The organism is Massilia sp. CCM 8734, from assembly GCF_011682155.1.
Lineage (GTDB): Bacteria > Pseudomonadota > Gammaproteobacteria > Burkholderiales > Burkholderiaceae_D > Telluria_A > Telluria_A rubra.
In genome coordinates, this window is sequence record NZ_WHJI01000013.1 from 57,247 (window position 1) to 74,280 (window position 17,034).

A 17,034-nucleotide genomic window follows, 5' to 3' on the forward strand; every position below is an offset into this window, starting at 1 on the left:
TTAAACATGAAGGATATTTATGCGTTTCCTGCGTATTGCTCTGGCCGTCGCCAGCCTGGTTGCCACCACGGCGTTCGCTTCGCCCGCCGATCCTAAAGACGGTGCCGAATATGTCACGCTGGCGAGCCCGCAGCCGACCAAGACCGTCGGTAAAAAAGTGGAAGTCATCGAATTTTTCATGTACCACTGCCCGGCCTGCAACGCGCTGGAACCGCACCTGGCCGAGTGGGTCAAAAAGCAGGGCGACAATATCGTCTTTCGCCGCGTTCACTTCCCGGTGAGCGGTCCCAACGATCCCGAGGCGCATTTGCACCTGACGCTCGAGGCGATGGGCAAGGCCGAGGAAATGCATCCGAAAGTGCTGCGCGCCTTCCACATCGAGCGCCTGCGCCTGAACAAGGACGACGCCATTCTCGAGTGGATTCCGAAGCAGGGCGTCGACAAGGCCAAGTTCATGGAATACTGGAACTCCTTCGGCGTGCTGACCAAGCTGAAAAGCGCGTCGCAAGTGATGAGCAACTACAAGATCGACGGCGCGCCGACCCTGGTGATCGACGGTCGTTTCCTGACCTCGCCATCGTCGATTGGTGGCGCCAATCCGTCCCTGGTCCAGGCGACGGTGTATCCGGCGGTCCAGCAAACGCTTGACGCGCTGGTGGCCAGGGTGCAGAAAGAGAAGGGCGCCGCCGCCCCTGCAAAAACAACTGCGAAACCTGCCGGCAAATGAGCGATCCTGAAGAAAAACTCCTGAAAATCTACGACGGCTCGCGCCCGGTAGTGGAGGATTTGTTCGAGCGCAACTGGATCAACCAGTTGGCGTGGAGCCTGGTGGTGGTGCTGTGCAGCGTGGTGGTGTGGTTTGCGATTGCCATCGTCAATGCCGAAAACCAGCGCCACGCCTTGATGACCAAGCAATGCGCCGATCCGGTGTTCAAGGGCGAGATCGATATGCGCTGCCTGCAGGTGGTCAGCTCGCGCGAGCATTGGTGGCAGCATCTCTGGTATGGGATTACCCATTTGAGTCCGCAGGAGAAGTAAGCCTTCGCCGTCGTTCCCGTCCTGGAGGCTGTCTCAAAAGGGACGCGTTCAACGCCTACCACCTCCAGAACCGTCATTCCCGCGCAGGCGGGAATCCAAGTTCGCTGCTATGCCACGGAATGGGATTCCCGCCTGCGCGGGAATGACGGATAAGAGTCTACCGCCTAGCGGTGATTTTAGCGTTTTGAGACAGCCTCCCTGGCGCGGGAGCGACGGCGTGCACGCCTTCCCCTCAAGCCGGCAAGGCGATCACGAAGCGCGCGCCACCCATCTCCGACTGCTCCACCGCAATGGTGCCGCCATGCAGCGCCACCGCTTTCTGCGCAATCGACAATCCCAGTCCGAACCCGCCCGTGCTGCGGTCGCGGCTGCGGTCGAGCCGGTAGAACGGTTCGAACACCTTGCCGCGTTCCCCTTCGGGAATGCCCGGACCATCGTCTTCCACCACGATTTCCACCCCGTCCGTGCGGCGCGCCGACAGGGCGATCTGGCCGTTGCCGTACTTTTGCGCATTCCTGAGCAGATTGCCCACCGCCCGCACCAGCAGGCGGCGGTCGCCGCTCATGCTGCCCAGCGCGCTGTCGAGCCGGACCTCGGGCTGCGCCGCCAGCGGGTCGAGCGTGTCCACGCAGCCCAGCAGCGCCGGGGCCAGCTCGAAGTCCGCTTGTTGCAGCGCCTGGCGGCTGTCGAGCCGGATCATGCTCAGCAGTTCATTGACCAGGCCGTTCAGCTCGGCGACGTCGCCTTCCATCGCCACGATGCGCGCTTCGAGCGCCGGATCGCCCGCTGCCGAGCGCAGCAGTTCGAGCGCGAACTCCAGCCGCGCAATCGGCGTGCGCAGTTCGTGCGAGACGGAATGGAGCAGGTTTTTCTGGGCGTCGAGCAAGCCTTCGATGCGCCCGGCCATGTGGTTGAAGCGCTCGGCCAGCGGATAGATGGACGCGCGCGGCTTGAAGTCGGCGCGCGCCGCCAGTTGTCCGGCGCCGACCTCGTCGGCCACGCGCGAGAGCGCCTGCAGCCCCAGCCAGTGCGAGCGCGACCACAGCGCGGCCGGCACCAGCAAGAACAGCGCCACGATCACATAGCGCACCGCTTCCATCTCCAGCGCCAGGCCTATGTCGATCGGCAATTCGTGCGCGTGGATGACTTCTGCGGCGCTGCCGATATAGCTTTCGCCATGCAGGTCGACGCGGCGGTAAAACGCCTTGTGGGCGGTGTCGAGCACCAGTTCGCCGCGGTCGAGTGCGGCATGCTGCTTGGCCGGCACCGAGGAACGGACGCTGGCCAGCGGCACCAGGTCGAGCTGGACGTCGGACACTTCGCGCACCTTGTTCAGGCGCACCAGCCACTCGTTGGCGGGGGCTTTGTCGATATATTGTTCTAGCAGGAAAATCTGGGCCGCCGCCTGGCGCCGCGCGATGTCGTCGAGCGGGTCGCCGAACAGGCGGCTGATGGTGAAATAGATGGCAAACGTCGCGACCGTGATCGACAGCATCACCAGCACGAAGAAGCGGAAAAAGATGCGGTTCACGCGCGCTTCCCGCCACAACTGTGTTCAAGAACTGTTGCCATAGCTATCGCTTCTCCTTGCGCAGCATTGTATAAGAGCGGCGCGGATCGCGGTATTACAAATAAGTGACAAATGGGGGACAGATGTTGGCGGAATTGTGGCGCGCTTGTCGTTATTATGTTCTTACTCGCAGTCGGTCTGCCCGTCGTGTCTGTTCCGGCGGGCCTTGCTAACTATCTTGAAAGGATTTGCCATGTCTGTTTTGATTCGCGTTTTATCCTGTTTCCCGCTGGCCGGCGCCATTGCGCTCGGCGGTTGCGGCGGCGGTGGCGACAGCACGCCCGCCCCATCCCAGACCCAGCCCGATATCGTCGTGACGCCGCCGCCAACGCCAACCCCAACCCCGACGCCAACGCCAACGCCGACCCCAACGCCGACCCCAACGCCGACGCCGACACCAACGCCAACGCCAACGCCAACGCCGACGCCGACGCCGACGCCGACGCCGCTTGTGGAACCGATCATCGGGATCGAGCCGTTCATCAAGCGCGCCCAGACGGCCACCTGCGCCAACAGGACCAATTCGCTCTTCCTGATCGACAAGAAAGATGTGTTGTCGGTCCAGTCGGGCGACTGCCCCGACAACGGCTACCGCGTCGAACTGAGCAACCTGGCTTCCGGCAAGCAAATTTGCAGCCTCGCGTGGACGATCGCCGGCCCCAAAACGCAATGCGCCGACCCGGCCATGGTGCCCCAGTTCGACATCATGGCCGCCAAGGCCGGTAATTTTGGATTTGTCGACAAGATCGGACCTGACCATGTTGCTCAAGAAGTTAAATTCCTCCCGGCAAATGGACTGAGCGTGGATTTCAAGACCATCGCCAGCGACCGCTTCTCCGGCATCACCACCGCGCGCAACGTGGTGGTGCGCGACCAGGCCGCGCTCGACGCCCTGTGGGCCGAGCACAGCGCGAACCGCAGTCCGGCCCCGGCCGCGCCCAAGGTCGACTTCCGCACCGAGATGGTGATCGCTTTGTTCGGCGGCAATGACTCGGCCTGCGCCAGCTTCGGCGTGCGTCGCGCCGCCGCCGTCGACGACCACCTGGTGATCTATTACGAGCGCAAGGATCCCGATCCGGCCATGGTGTGCATTGCCGTGGTGGCCAACCCGATGCAGATGATCGTGGTGCCGCGCGTCAACGCCGTGGTCGACTTCGTCAAGATCACGACCCTGGAAGTACCGTTCACCGAAGTGTACCGGAGCGACTATGCGAACACCCAGGGGCTGCAAAACTACGTGATCAAGGATGCCGGCACCATGTCCATGATCTGGCGCAAGGTGACCACCCGTGAAGCGCCGCCGCTGATCGATTTCACCAAGGACATGGTGGTCGCCGTCTTTGGCGTGGGCGGTTACAGCGGTTGTTTCTACAGCAAGATCGAGAGCGTCTACCGCGAAGGCGGCAAGCTGCACGTGGCCAGCGTGAACTATTCGCCGGGGCCGAACTTCGCGGCTGCGTGTACCACGGCGTTCACCGACCCGGTACACCTGGTCAAGATGCCGCGCTCGGATGAGCCGGTGGTGTTTTCGAGCCAATCGCGTTACCTCTAGGGCTGTTTCCGCTACCCGGCGGCGCGCACCAGCGTGCCGTCGGGCCGGACCCATGTATGAAAATCTTGCTGACCTTCCTGCTCGGCGCGGCTTGCGCCCCCGCCTGTGCCCGCACCCCGGCCGTCAATCCAATGCCGGACGGCAGCCGCGACATGTACGTCGGGATCGGCTTCGTGTCGGCCCCGGCGTACGACGGCGCGCGCCGCCCGCGCCGCATGGCGGTGCCGGTGCTGCAGGGCGAATGGAGCAATGGCGTCTTCCTTTCCGGTATGAATGCCGGAATCCATCTGTCGGATCAGCCCTCGCTCGAATTCGGGCCGCTGCTGGCGGTCCAGGCGCGGCGCAGCGAATCGGGCAACGGGGCCGCCCTCGGCGGCGCTTCGCTCAATTCCATGATCGTGAATACCTCGTCGCTGGCGCCGGAGGGGGAGCCGACCCTGGGGCAGCCCGGCAAGAACGCGCGCAACGCCGGCCCCAACCGCCTGTCCGGCATGGACGTGGTCGACGCGCGCCTGCAGGTGGGCGGCTTCGTGAATGTGTATCTCAGTCCCGATGTGCGCCTGACCAACAATGTCCTGCTTGGCGCCGGCAAGGGCTCCGACGGCGTCGTCTGGAACCTGGGCATCCAGCGCGTGATGGTGCAATCGTCGCCGCATCACCGGGTGGCGCTGGCGGCCGGCGTTAGCGTGGTCAACCGCAGCTACAACACCAGTTTTTTCGGCGTCACGCCGGACGAGTCGGTCCGTAGCGGCAACCGCGCGTATGCGCCCGGCGCCGGCATCAACGGCGCCAGCGCCGGGGTGCGCTGGCACTGGTCGCTGACGCCGTCCTGGCTGCTCATTAACAACGTGCAAGCAACCCGCGTGCTGGGCGACGCGCGCAAGAGCCCGCTGGTGGAGCGCCCCAACGGTTTTGTCGTGACCACCGCCCTCGCTTACCGGTTCTGATCATGAACGCGCCACGCCATCTCGCCTTGTTGCTCGCACTGCTGTCCGCGGCCGGCAGCGCCAGCACGCGCGCCGCCGCAGCGGAATGGCTCAGTTACCGCGATGCCTACCGCGCCATGATCGTGTTCGAGAAATATGGCCGGCCGAAAAACTATCTGCAAAACCAGATCCAGCTGGTGCCGGCGCGCAAGGGGACGCTGCCCGAGGATATCGAGTTGAGCTTGCAGCTCAAGGACAGCACCGTGCAGCTGCCGCTCGACCCCATCGGGCGTGCGGTGTTTCCGGTGCTCAAGGTCGCGTTCGACGAGAACGCGCCGCTGCTGATCGACGGCGGGACCGGGCCGGTCAGTTTTCGCGTGCGCATCTCGATCATGCCACGCGCCGACGGCGTGTACGACAGCGCCGAATTGCGCGCCGCCTGCGCCCAGGCGCTCGACTACCAGCGCTACACCGGCGCCAGCGTGCGCGCCTGCGTCGGGGTGCGCTTCGTGTATCCGCTCGACGGGCCGGCGCCGCAGTTGCGGGTGCGCGGCAACGGGCAGCCGGCGCTGTTGCCGGTGGCGCTGGGGTCCGCCTTTCCCGGCGACGAGCATGGCGCCTACCGCGTCGTCAACTACCGCTTCGCCGACGCCGCCGGCGCCGGCCAGGTGCTCGCGCCCAGCCCGCCTCTGGCGATCGCGCCGCTGATCGAATAGCGGGGCCGAACGGCGCGGCCGAACGGCGGGGCGATGTCGAATACACATTTACGACAATTGCCAGACATTTCGAGGCGGAAAGGCAAACCGTTAGCATCTAAGCTATGCGCATCGGGTTTTCCGTTCGCCCTCGATGCTCCGGTGTCGTGGGCTTTTTTTATTCGTAGTACCAGCATGATGGCGATGCAGCGGGCCGCGCGACGGCGCCCGCCATCGGCGCATCGTGGGACGCCGCAACGCGTGCGGCCTTGGCGAAAACTCAGCAATTTCGGCGATGTTGGCGGCAGGCCGTAAAATGGCGGCTGATCATCTTTTCGGCGACATTCATGAGAACCCTTTTTGCCCTTGCCCTGGCCGGCGCAGTTCCCGCCGCTTGGGCCCAGACTCCCGCAAGCAATCCGATGCCGGATGGCAGCAGCGACATGTATGTCGGGCTCGGCGCCGTCTCGGCCCCGCGCTATCAGGGGTCGGGCGAGCACCGGGTCACCGCCTTGCCGCTTGTGCAAGTTCAGTGGAGCAATGGGATTTTTATCTCGGGCATGAGTGCGGGCTTGCATCTGTCGTCCAACCCGGTGCTCGAGTATGGCCCGATGGTGGCCGTGCTGGCGCGCCGCGGCAGCGGGGGCAGCCACGATGCGCTCGGCAGCCTCGACCTGGCCAGCACCCAGAACAAGCCAGCCACCCCGGCCGGCGGCACGCCCAGCCATCCCAGCGTGGCGCCGCCCCCGCTCAATGAGAAGATGGCGCCAACCTGGCAACGCGGCGGCAACCGCCTGGTCGGCACCGAAACCATCGGTGCGCGCCTCCAGGCTGGCTTGTTTGTTAACTATTATCTGACTCCGTCCTTGCGTTTGACTAATAACTTGCTGGCAGGCTCCGGGCGCGACCGCGATGGCGCCAGCTGGACCGTAGGTTTGCAGCATGTGACGCGCGCGCTCGCGCCGCACAACCGCGTGTCGCTGGCGGCGGACTTGACCATGGTCAATCGCAGCTACAATGAAAGTTATTTCGGGGTAAGCTTGCGCGACACCATGTACAGCGGCAACATGCCGTACGCGCCTGGCGGCGGGGTGCGCGACGTGGCCGTCAGCGCGCGCTGGAACCTGGCGCTGTCGCCGGGCTGGATGGTCAGCAGCGCGGTGCGCGCGGCGCGCCTGCAGGGTGATGCAAGGCGCAGTCCGCTGGTCGAGCGCGCCAACAACATCACTGTGTCCACCGGACTTGCTTACCGATTCTGATCATGCCATTTTTCCGCAACGTTTCCGCCATGCTTGCCTTGCTGTTGACTGCAGGCAGCACGACGGCCGATGAAGCGGCCGGGAATTGGCTCAGCTATCGCGACGCCTACCGCGCGATGGTGGTGTTCGAAAAATACGGCAGGCCCAAGAATTTTTTGCAGAACCATCTCCAGGTGATGTTGAAAGAGAAGGGCGTGCTGGGCGCCGGCCTGCAACTGAGCTTGCTCAGCAAGGCCAGCAGCCTGAGCCTGCCGCTGGACCCGACCGGGCGCGCCGTCTTTCCCCTGCTCAAAGCAGCCTACGACGATAACGCCACCCTGGCCCTGACCAGCAACGTGAGCCAGTACGTGTTCCGCGCGCGCGTCTCGATCGTGGTGCGCTCGGACGGCGTGTACGAAACGAGCGACCTGCGCGCCGCCTGCGAGCAAGCGCTGATTTACCTGCGCCACGTCGATTCCTCGGCGCGCACGCGGCGCTGCGCCGGCGTGCGCCTGAGCTATCAGCGCAGGGGCGCCGATCCGGTGGTCAAGCTGCGCAACGGCAGCGGCGATGTAGCCCTGCTGGCGGTGGCCGATGGCGCCACCTTTGGCGACGACAACAACGAGGGCTTCCGGGTCGTCAATTACCGTTTCGGCGAGCATGCCGACAAAGGCCAGCTGGTGACGCAGATCGCGCCGCTGGCGATCGCGCCACTGCTCGAATAAGCCGGCGCGGCTCGCCCCCGCCGGCGGCGCAAGTAAGTGTGCAGAAATTGCAAGAATTTATGCGCACTTACGTACATCTCGAGACAATTTCCCCACATGCCGGGCACAGACGGACGATGGTGGAAGGGTTACTATTTATTTAGGCAATATTCTAAATTAGTTAATCTTTCCAACAGAGGGCGCGAGAAGGCGCCCGATTTTTTCGAGACAGTCCCATGACCCAAGCACATTACCTGCGCTTCGCCATCCCTCTGGCCAGTGCCATGCTGCTCGCCGCCTGCGGCGGCGGCAGCGATCCGGCGCCCGCCGCCACGCCGGCGCCGCTGCCGCCGGTGGAGTCTCCGCAGTCGAAGCCGGGCGAGCTCATCATTCCGCCGCGCACGCCCGACATCGTGATAACGCACCCCAACGACCCGACGCCCAATGCCGTGGTGGGGGGTATCACGGTGGCGCCGTTCGTGCAGCGCGCACGCGAAAGCGCATGCGGTCAGTATGCGAACCGCCTGTTTGTCGCCAACAAAAAATACGTGTTCTCGGCGGCGGAAGGCACCTGCGCCAGCACGACTGAGCAATACGTGCTGTATGGCGCGACGGCCGATGTGAAGCTGTGCTCGCTCACCATGGACGACATGCGCAGAGCCCCCACCACCGGCTGCACCGATCCCGCACTGGCGCCCTTGATGCAAAACCTGGTGCGCATGCAGGGCCGTGGCGACACCGAATCGAATGGCGCCACGCTGGAGCAAATTCACTTCCTTCCAAAAGATGGCATCCGGCTGCCGTTCTACTCGCTGGCGCAGAACAATTACTCGGGTGTCGAGAACGCGCGCCAGCAAGTGATCCGCGACGTCGCGACGCTGGCCGCAGTCTGGACCGGGCCGGTCGACACACGCATCAGCCCGGTGAATTTCGAGACCGAGATGGTCATCGCCGTGTTCGGCGGCAACATCGGCGCTTGCGGCCAGTTCGCCATCCGCGCCGTGCGCAGCGGCGGCGGCGCGCTGGTGGTCGAGTATGGACAAGAAACCGCCCCGGTCGGCGCCGTCTGCACCCTCGCCATCAATACCCCGATGCAGCTGGTCGTGGTCGACCGGGTCGACGCGCCGGTGACGTTTACCCAGGTCTCGCCGCAAACCGTGCCGTTCCGCACGCTGGCGCAGTCCGATGCGCAGACCTACGGCGACAAGCAGCAAGTGGTGATCAAGGATGCGCAGGCCTGGGCGGCCTTGTGGAAGCGGCACATCCAGGCTGCCGCCTTGCCGGAGATCGACTTCAGCAAGCAGATGGTGGTGGCCGCCTTTTTGGGCGGCAAGCCGGACGGCAGTTACGGCCTGGCGATCGGCGGCGTCGAACGGGTCGCCGGCAAGCTGCGCGTGACCCTGGTCGAATCCGCACCGGGCCGGTACAACCGGAGCTTGACGACGACCAGCCTGACCAACCCGGTGCAATTCGTGGTGCTCGAGCGCAGCGATGAGCCGGTCGAGTTTGTCGACCAAGTGTCGCTGTACCGCTAAGTAAGTGTGCAGAAATTATTGTGATTTATAGCGAACAGAAGTGGATGCCTTGCAAGGCGCACGCCGCGACGCAGCGCGAGCACTGCTAGCGGTGGGCAACACAGCAAGGCGCCGCTTATGGAAGCTATAAATGACAAGAATTTATGCGCACTTACTTAGCATGGCAAGCCGGGGCGCCCGTTTGGGTGTCCCGGCTGCACGTGGCGCGCGCTTTCCGTTTCTTTCCATGAGTTCGCTTCGTGCCTGCGTGGACGCCTGCCGACGATGCGTTTACTATTCGCCCATGTAATATTTATTTTCGATTAATATTTCCATGTGGTGGCAGTCCGCTCGCCCGTGTTCTTGAGAGATGTCAATGATCCGATCCAAATGCCTGCGCCTGGCTCTTCCCACGGCGGGTTTGCTGTTGCTGGCCGCCTGCGGTGGCGGCAGCGATTCCACGCCGGCGCCCGTGCCGACGCCGACGCCAACACCAACACCAACGCCGCCCCCTACGCCGACGCCAACGCCAACGCCAACGCCAACGCCAACGCCCCCTGAGGGCACGGGCGTCAACATGGCCCCGTTCGTGCAGCGCGCGCGGGAAAACGACTGCGGCCAGTATTTCAACCGTCTGGTCGTGTTCGACCGGAAATATGTGCTCGCGGCCGCGAGGGGAACCTGCACCATGTCGGACAACCCCTTGCATCTGGGCCGATATACGCTGTATGGCGCTACGCCCGATGTCGTCGTGTGCACGGGTACGGACGGGCGCTTCACCCACACCTGCACCGATCCTGCGATGCGTCCCTTGTTTCAATTGATGACCTTTGCGCAAAAGTCCGTGCCTGACTCCCTCGATGGCATGAGCGTGCAGGAATTCCTGTTCCTGCCCAGGGATGGTAGCCTCATGCCCCTCAGTCCGCTGGCCAAGGAGAACGTATCAGGCGTCCAGGCGCCCCGTCAGATGGTGATCCGCGACGCCGCCACGCTTGCCGTGGTATGGGCCGAACATAACGCCGGCAAGGCCAGTCCGGCTCCGTTGCCAAAAGTATTTTTCAAGAATGAAATGGTGATTGCCTTGTTCGGTGGCGCCGGTGGCGCCTGCCACAAGGTCGGCCTGCGCTCGGTGCGGGTCAGCGGCGAGAAACTGGTGGCCGCGTATCAACAAGGTGACGCTGCCACTCCCGGCGCAGCCTGCACCGGTGCGCCTGCCGCGCCGATGGAAATGGTGGTGATCGACCGTAGCGATGCCGCGGTCGTGTTCGAATCCGTCCAACCTGACGAGGTCGCGTTCCGCTCTTTCGATCGGAGGGCGCCTTTGGAGAAAGAGCCTCGCCAGGTGCTCGTCAAGGATGCCGCCTCCCTGGCCGCGCTGTTGAAGGATACATACTCATCGGCGGCATATCCGACCGTGGACTTCAGCAAGCAGATGGTGGTGGCGTCCTTTCTCGGCCAACCGGAGCACGGCGGGTTCAGCATCGACATTGGCAGTATCGAGCGCATTGGCGGCAAGCTGCGCGTGACCACGGTGGTGAGCACCCTGGGGCGCAACAGCGAAAATTTTCCGGCCATGGAATCGTTTCTGCCGGTGGCGATCGCGGTGTTCGACAAGTCCGACGCCCCGGTCGAATTCGTGACGCAGATATCGTACTCGCGCTGATCCACACCTTGCGCGTTGGCACTGGCCGCGCGCAATGCCGGACCGGCTGTGTTGCACGCACGAGCTTGCGAGCTCGCGCGTGTCCATGTTCTTGAGAGGTTTCCATGTTTAATCCTAAGCGCTTGCATGTGGCAGTTCCCTTGGCTGGATTGCTGCTGCTGGCCGCGTGCGGTGGCGGCGGCGATTCCGCGCCACCAGCGGTCACGCCGACACCAACGCCAACGCCAACGCCAACGCCAACGCCCACGCCAACGCCGACACCAACACCAACACCAACACCAACGCCGACACCTCCCGACATCGCAGGCATCAACATGACCCCGTTCATTGAGCGCGCGCGGGACAATGCGTGCGCTGACTATCACAACCGTTTGTTCTTGATCGACGGAAAGTATGTGTTGTCTGATACGTACGGCTCCTGCTTTGGCAGGAACCGCCGGCACGTCTTGTATGGCGCCACGCCCGCTGCCGTATTCTGTTCGGACGAGCGGGCTCCCGTGCGCTCGGCATCGGAGTGCGCCGATCCTGCGGGGTTTCCATTATTTAGTTCCTTGTACAGCCCTCAGGCGGCGCTTTTCGATCCCCTGGGCACGAGGATGAAGGAAGTTTTTTTCCTGCCCAAGGAAGGCAGTCGCATGGCACTGAGCCTGCTGGCCAATGACACCGCAACGGGCATCCCGGCGCCGCGCCAGATGGTGATCCGCGATGCCGCCACGCTTGCCACGGTCTGGGCCGAGCATCACGCCGGCAGGGTCAGCGTGGCTCCGGCGCCAAAAGTCTTTTTCGACCACGAGATGGTGATTGCCCTGTTCGGCGGCGCTGGTGGCGCCTGTCACAAGGTCGGCCTGCGCTCGCTGCGCGTCAGCGGCGACAAGCTGGTGGCCGCGTATCGGCAGGCCGATCAAGCGACCAATGGCGCCGCCTGCGACGGCCTGCCTGGGGCGGCGATGGAGATGATGGTGATCGACCGCAGCGATGCCGCGATCGTGTTCGAAGCCCTTGCCTCCGAGGATGTGCCGTTCCGCCAGGTCGTGCGTTCGCAGTTCTCGGCGATCGGCGAAGCGCGCCAGCTGGTCATCAAGGATGCCCAGTCGCTGGCCGCACTGTGGAAGGAACATAATCCGCCGGGGCCGCTACCGGGCGTGGACTTCAGCAAGCAGATGGTGGTGGCTGCCTTCCTCGGCAGTCGCGGCGATGGTTCCTTCAGTATCGAGATCGGCAGTATCGAGCGCATTGGGGGCAGGTTGCGCGTGACGACCGAGGAGCGCACCCTGGGACGTCACAGCCAGCTGATTCCGGCCGCTTTCGGGCCGCGCCCGGTGGTGATGGTGGTGCTGGACAAGTCCGACGAACCGGTCGAATTCGTGTCGCAGATCATGTTCTATCGTTGATCCACGCGTTGCGCGCCGCCGCTGGCGGCGCGCAACGCGTGCCCCATCAAGCCCAGGCCGATGGCGAAAACAGGTAGCCTTCGCCCCACACGGTCTTGATCTTTTCGGAATCGACATCGTCGAACTTGCGGCGCAGCTTGGAGATGCAGTTGTCGATGCTGCGGTCGAGTCCGTCGAACTCGATGCCGCGCATTTTTTTCAGCAGGGCGTCGCGCGAGAGCACGCGCCCGGCCGATTCGGCCAACACCAGCAAGAGCTTGTATTCGGTATTGCTGAGCAGGCAATGTTCGCCGCGCCACGTCACCACGCGGTCGCTGGCGATGATCGACAGGGCGCCGAATTCGAGCGCCGCCGGATCGGCATTGCCGGTTTTGCCCTGGGCGCGCCGCAGCAGGGCGCGCAGGCGCGCCAGCAGCACGCGCGGCTGGACCGGCTTGTTGACGAAATCGTCCGCGCCCTGTTCCAGCACCGACACTTCATCGTAGGAATCTTCGCGCGCGGTGAGGATCAGGATCGGGGTTTCGCTCAGTTCGCGGATCTGGCGGCACACCACCATGCCGTCCAGGCCGGGCAGCATCAGGTCGAGAATGACCACATCCGGGGTGAGCGCCTTGAAACGTTCGAGCGCGGCGTCGCCACGCGTGACCAGGTCGACCGTAAATTCGTACCCGGCCAGGTACTCCATGACCAATTGCGCCAGGCGCGCATCGTCCTCCACCAGCATGACTCGAAACATGAATTTTCTCCTAGCCGCCCATTGTATAAGAGCTACTACAAAAAAAGGCAGTTGCAGACCGGCGGGGACAATTTGCTACACTTTGATGACACTTTGTCAAATTACTGCTGGGGAACGCAAGTTTCCAGGACTTTTTCGATCCGCTCGTTCAGTATTGTCCGCGCGGCCGGGGCTTCAAGCACTTTGTTGGTCACCAGTTTTTCGCCGGCCGAACTGGTGCGGAACTGTTCGAAGTCCACCATTTCATCTTCGGTAAAGCGCGGCAGCGCTTCCGGCAGCGGTTCGCCGGCGGCGGCGAACACGCCCAGATAACCGTGCTTGGCGAATTTCCTGCCGACCGACTTGGCCAGGAAGGACTGGGTGCGCGTCAATTCCTTGCTGTCGAGATTAGAGGCCAGCAATTGTTTGAATACCTCGTCCAGACTGGCCGGATCGAGTCCCTGCGCGCATTTCAACTGTTCCGGCGTGACCTTGCCCTGTTTGGCGCCAGCCTTGAGCGACATTTGCAAGCCGATCATGGCTGGTCTCGAGAAGACGGCGGCGGTGGTCGCATTGACCGTCTGGGCCTGCACCGCGCCGCCCAGCATCATGGCGGCGGGGAAGGCCAGCATGGCCATGGAACGGCCGGACAATGCAGGAAAACCCGGGGTTGAACGACGCGTCCGCGACAAGCAGGCTTTGTGGGGGGTAGTCATGTCACCGTCCATTCTTCTCAAGTCACTTTCCTGTCAAAAGCGTGGGTACGCCATGGTCGTTCGGAAGGGCTGAATCAGCCGTATTGCCAAACATTATGACTGATCTGCGGACATTTGTGTGCATGAAAAGCAACACTAGTAAACCGTGTACATATTCGTTTCTTTAAGAAAAATGCTTGAGATAATGCGGTGAAATTCGATAACCGACTGACGAAAGCCTTGTCATGTGTCCTAAATACAATCAGTCATTAAATTCCGCGCGGACACTATTTAATCGAACTGTTGCTTCTTGGAGCGTTTCATCATGGTCCATCACCGCTGTGGTGAATCCGGGGTCCGTTTTGGTGCGTTCGAAGACGCCGGATCGTTCGATCTGCACCAACACGCGGCATGCGCAGCGCATTAACTGTTCGACATAAGCGTGTGCTTCCTCGATCTCGGTCTCGTCGGCGAAAGTATAGGCTTCGATGGCGTCGCGATATGCGCCCCAGCCCGCTTCCCAATGCGGCTGGTCCTGGTTGAAATCCTGGTATTTCCAATCGCCGAAATTGGTTTTCAGTGCGGCCAGGTCGGCTGCGCTGTACTGGAAGCGCTCGATATATTCTTTTGCCGTCTCGGCAAATGCCGCCTCGCTGTTAAAACACAGCAGGAACATCCCCGAGTCGGCCATGCAGTCGATGCCGAAGCCATAGAAACTCTCGTCAGGGTGCTCGTCGTTAAACTGGCGGATCGACACCAGCGACAGGGCGAACAGCTGTTCTTCGATCGGCGCTAAGTCCGGTGCTTTCATGATTGATCCTTGTTCCTTGTAGTGATGCAGGTGGCCGGACCACAAAAAAATACAGCCCGCATGGGCGGGCTGTTATTTATGCGTCGGTCATTCAGGCCGCGTTTTGCGCGACGAAGTCCCAGTTGACCAGGCCCCAGAAGGTTTCGACATACTTGGCGCGGGCGTTGCGGTAGTCGATGTAGTAAGCGTGCTCCCAGACGTCGCAGGTCAGCAGCGGCTTGTCGCCGGTGGTCAGCGGGCAGCCGGCGTTGGAGGTGTTGACGATGTCAACGCCGCCATCGGCTTTTTGCACCAGCCAGGTCCAGCCGGAACCGAAGTTGCCGAGGCACGACTTGGTGAATTCTTCCTTGAATTTGTCGAACGAACCCCACTTGGCGTTGATCGCGTCGGCCACTTTGCCGCTTGGCGCGCCGCCACCGTTGGGCTTCATGCCGTTCCAGTAGAAGGTGTGGTTCCACACCTGGGCTGCGTTGTTGAACACGCCGCCGGAGGATTTCTTGATGATCTCTTCGAGCGACAGGTCCGCGAACTCGGTACCCTTGATCAGGTTGTTCAGGTTGGTCACATAGGTCTGGTGATGCTTGCCGTAGTGGTATTCCAGCGTTTCTTTCGAAATGTGGGGAGCCAGGGCGTCCATTTCATACGGCAGAGGCGGCAGTGTGTGTTCCATGTTATGTCCTTTTTGTTTGGAAAAGCGTCGATGATACTGAACCGGTGCTTATTGTAATTCGGATGCGCGTTCGTTGCTTATTTGCTTCGCGCCGGCAAAAGGCCTTGCATCCGATTATTCAAGGTGGGCTTGCACGCTGGCCACACCGACCTCGGCGCTGCCCTCGGCCAGGCGCACCGTGAGCGGCTGGCCCGGCTTGATCTGCGCCGGCGAGCGCAGCACGGCGCCTTTGGCGTCGCGCACGATAGCGTAGCCGCGTTCGAGCGTGCGCTGCGGGTTGAGCAGTTCGAGTTGAAACGCCAGCGCGCCGAGCGCATCGCGCTTCTGGCCGAGCTGGTTGGCCAGGGCGGTGCCGTAGCGGCGCTGCTGCGAGGCGATTTCGCTGCGCAGGGCGCGCACATCGGGCCGATGGCTGGCCCAGCGCGCGCGCAGTTGCGCCAGCAAATAGCCCTGGCGCTGCAGCGGCGCGCGCACCGCGTGCGTCATCGCGGTCGACAGCGCCACCAGCTCGAGGCGCTGGTGCCCGATGCGCGCCGATGGGCTGAGCAGGCGGCGTTGCCAGTTGTCCAGGCTCTGGTGCGCGTCGTTCAGGGTGTGGCGCATGGCGCGGCGCAGGTCGCCGGCATCGGCCGACAGCGACGCGATCCAGTCCGCGCGCGGGGTGGCGGCCAGTTCGGCGGCGGCAGTCGGGGTGGCCGCGCGCAGGTCGGCGGCAAAGTCGGCGATGGTGACATCGGTCTCGTGGCCGACCCCGGCGATGACCGGCATGCTGCAAGCGGCGATCGCGTGCGCGACCACTTCTTCGTTAAAACTCCACAAGTCTTCGATCGAGCCGCCGCCACGGCACACCAGCAGCACGTCGACCTCGGCCCGGCGCGAGGCCGTTTGAATCGCGCCGGCGATCTTGTCGGCCGCGCCCTGGCCCTGCACCGGGGCCGGGTAGAGCACGATGCGCACGTGCGGCGCGCGCCGCTTGAGCGCGGAGAGGATGTCGCGCAGCGCCGCCGCCTGCGGGCTGGTGACGATGCCGATACTGCGCGTGAACAAGGGCAGGGGACGCTTGCGTTCCTGGTCGAACAGGCCTTGCGCGCCGAGTTTGTCTTTCAGGCGCAGGAAGGCTTCGTACAGCGCCCCCACGCCGGCGCGCCGGATCGCCTCCACATTGATCTGGTAGTCGCCGCGCGCGCCGTACAGGGTCACCAGCGCGCGCACCTCGACCTTGTCCCCTTCGCGCGGGATGAAACCGGCGTACTGGGCGCGGCCGCGGAACATCACCGCGCGCACCTGGGCCGCGTCGTCCTTGAGCGTGAAATACCAGTGGCCGGAACTGGCCTTGGTGAAGTTGGACACTTCCCCGCTGATCCAGGTCAGTGGAAAGGAGCGCTCGAGCAGGCGCGCCACCTGGGCGTTGAGCGCGCTGACGGTCAGTACGGGCGGCGCGCCAGACGACGCGGCGGGCGCGGCAAAAAACGGCGGATCTTGGTCGAAATCGGTTTGCATGGGAAGAGTTCCGGAATATCTGTCCACAAAATTTTAGAGCGGTCATGCTTATGTCACATATCGCGCAAAACGACAAGAGTTTTTTCTAAGTCGATGATTTTAAAAGAAAAAGCCGCGCTGCTGGTTTTCAGTGCAATGCCCGAAAAGCCTGTTAAATCAAGCACTTTGACGATCCCGTCGGGAGTTGCTCACAAAGTTATCCACAGAAATTGTGTGGAAGTTTTTCCGTACTAACAGGGGACGGCCTGCCTCAAACTTGCGCACCGGGTTGCTATCTCTTTGTAATCAAGCACTTGCGTGCTTGCGAACGACATTGCACACAATCTTGTCCACAGAAGCTGTGCAGAACTGC

Annotated in this window: 17 protein-coding genes; 11 read left to right on the forward strand and 6 right to left on the reverse strand. The window is 63.0% G+C overall.

Annotation, left to right across the window (positions count from 1 at the left end; translation table 11 throughout):
• Positions 1-19 precede the first annotated feature (19 nt).
• Complete coding sequence (locus tag F2P46_RS14120; RefSeq protein ID WP_166890499.1) at positions 20-727, forward strand: thiol:disulfide interchange protein DsbA/DsbL; 708 nt, start codon at positions 20-22, stop codon at positions 725-727.
• The gene (locus F2P46_RS14125) at positions 724-1,038 is read left to right on the forward strand and encodes a hypothetical protein (RefSeq protein WP_166890502.1); all 315 of its coding nucleotides are present in this window, start codon (positions 724-726) and stop codon (positions 1,036-1,038) included. The genes F2P46_RS14120 and F2P46_RS14125 overlap by 4 nt, the downstream gene beginning before the upstream one ends.
• A gap of 232 nt (positions 1,039-1,270) precedes the next feature.
• Here F2P46_RS14125 and F2P46_RS14130 read toward each other — a convergent pair whose 3' ends face one another.
• On the reverse strand, positions 1,271-2,569 hold the full coding sequence (locus F2P46_RS14130; RefSeq protein WP_166890505.1) for an ATP-binding protein: 1,299 nt from the start codon (positions 2,567-2,569) through the stop codon (positions 1,271-1,273).
• A gap of 232 nt (positions 2,570-2,801) precedes the next feature.
• Between F2P46_RS14130 and F2P46_RS37660 the strand changes: the two genes are divergently transcribed.
• The 9 genes from F2P46_RS37660 to F2P46_RS14180 all read left to right on the forward strand — a co-directional run bounded on the left by F2P46_RS37660 (position 2,802) and on the right by F2P46_RS14180 (position 12,291).
• Positions 2,802-4,160: a hypothetical protein gene (locus F2P46_RS37660; protein WP_229509276.1), complete on the forward strand. Its 1,359-nt coding sequence runs from the start codon at positions 2,802-2,804 to the stop codon at positions 4,158-4,160.
• Between the two features lie 56 nt (positions 4,161-4,216).
• Positions 4,217-5,107, forward strand: coding sequence for a MipA/OmpV family protein (locus F2P46_RS14140; RefSeq protein ID WP_166890509.1), 891 nt, complete (start codon positions 4,217-4,219; stop codon positions 5,105-5,107).
• A gap of 2 nt (positions 5,108-5,109) precedes the next feature.
• The gene (locus tag F2P46_RS14145; protein WP_166890512.1) at positions 5,110-5,802 is read left to right on the forward strand and encodes a hypothetical protein; all 693 of its coding nucleotides are present in this window, start codon (positions 5,110-5,112) and stop codon (positions 5,800-5,802) included.
• Between the two features lie 326 nt (positions 5,803-6,128).
• The gene (locus F2P46_RS14150) at positions 6,129-7,040 is read left to right on the forward strand and encodes a MipA/OmpV family protein (RefSeq protein ID WP_166890516.1); all 912 of its coding nucleotides are present in this window, start codon (positions 6,129-6,131) and stop codon (positions 7,038-7,040) included.
• A 2-nt stretch (positions 7,041-7,042) separates the two neighbouring features.
• Positions 7,043-7,744 (forward strand): hypothetical protein, encoded by a 702-nt coding sequence (locus F2P46_RS14155; protein WP_229509277.1) that lies wholly within the window; start codon positions 7,043-7,045, stop codon positions 7,742-7,744.
• Between the two features lie 215 nt (positions 7,745-7,959).
• Positions 7,960-9,258, forward strand: a complete 1,299-nt coding sequence (locus F2P46_RS14160) for a hypothetical protein (RefSeq protein ID WP_166890518.1) — start codon at positions 7,960-7,962, stop codon at positions 9,256-9,258.
• A gap of 369 nt (positions 9,259-9,627) precedes the next feature.
• The gene (locus tag F2P46_RS14165; protein WP_166890521.1) at positions 9,628-9,798 is read left to right on the forward strand and encodes a hypothetical protein; all 171 of its coding nucleotides are present in this window, start codon (positions 9,628-9,630) and stop codon (positions 9,796-9,798) included.
• A 16-nt stretch (positions 9,799-9,814) separates the two neighbouring features.
• Complete coding sequence (locus F2P46_RS14170) at positions 9,815-10,900, forward strand: hypothetical protein (RefSeq protein ID WP_166890523.1); 1,086 nt, start codon at positions 9,815-9,817, stop codon at positions 10,898-10,900.
• Between the two features lie 635 nt (positions 10,901-11,535).
• Positions 11,536-12,291 (forward strand): hypothetical protein, encoded by a 756-nt coding sequence (locus F2P46_RS14180; protein WP_166890373.1) that lies wholly within the window; start codon positions 11,536-11,538, stop codon positions 12,289-12,291.
• A 46-nt stretch (positions 12,292-12,337) separates the two neighbouring features.
• Here F2P46_RS14180 and F2P46_RS14185 read toward each other — a convergent pair whose 3' ends face one another.
• From F2P46_RS14185 to xseA, 5 genes are all read right to left on the reverse strand, one after another.
• Positions 12,338-13,027 carry a response regulator gene (locus F2P46_RS14185; RefSeq protein WP_166890526.1) on the reverse strand — a complete coding sequence of 230 codons (690 nt, stop codon included), beginning with the start codon at positions 13,025-13,027 and terminating at the stop codon, positions 12,338-12,340.
• A 101-nt stretch (positions 13,028-13,128) separates the two neighbouring features.
• Positions 13,129-13,644 carry a hypothetical protein gene (locus tag F2P46_RS14190; RefSeq protein ID WP_166890529.1) on the reverse strand — a complete coding sequence of 172 codons (516 nt, stop codon included), beginning with the start codon at positions 13,642-13,644 and terminating at the stop codon, positions 13,129-13,131.
• A 319-nt stretch (positions 13,645-13,963) separates the two neighbouring features.
• Positions 13,964-14,512, reverse strand: a complete 549-nt coding sequence (locus tag F2P46_RS14195; protein WP_166890532.1) for a DUF4303 domain-containing protein — start codon at positions 14,510-14,512, stop codon at positions 13,964-13,966.
• A 91-nt stretch (positions 14,513-14,603) separates the two neighbouring features.
• Positions 14,604-15,182: a superoxide dismutase [Fe] gene (gene sodB / locus F2P46_RS14200; protein WP_166890535.1), complete on the reverse strand. Its 579-nt coding sequence runs from the start codon at positions 15,180-15,182 to the stop codon at positions 14,604-14,606.
• A 114-nt stretch (positions 15,183-15,296) separates the two neighbouring features.
• Positions 15,297-16,682 (reverse strand): exodeoxyribonuclease VII large subunit, encoded by a 1,386-nt coding sequence (xseA, locus tag F2P46_RS14205; protein ID WP_166890538.1) that lies wholly within the window; start codon positions 16,680-16,682, stop codon positions 15,297-15,299.
• Positions 16,683-17,034 lie beyond the last annotated feature (352 nt).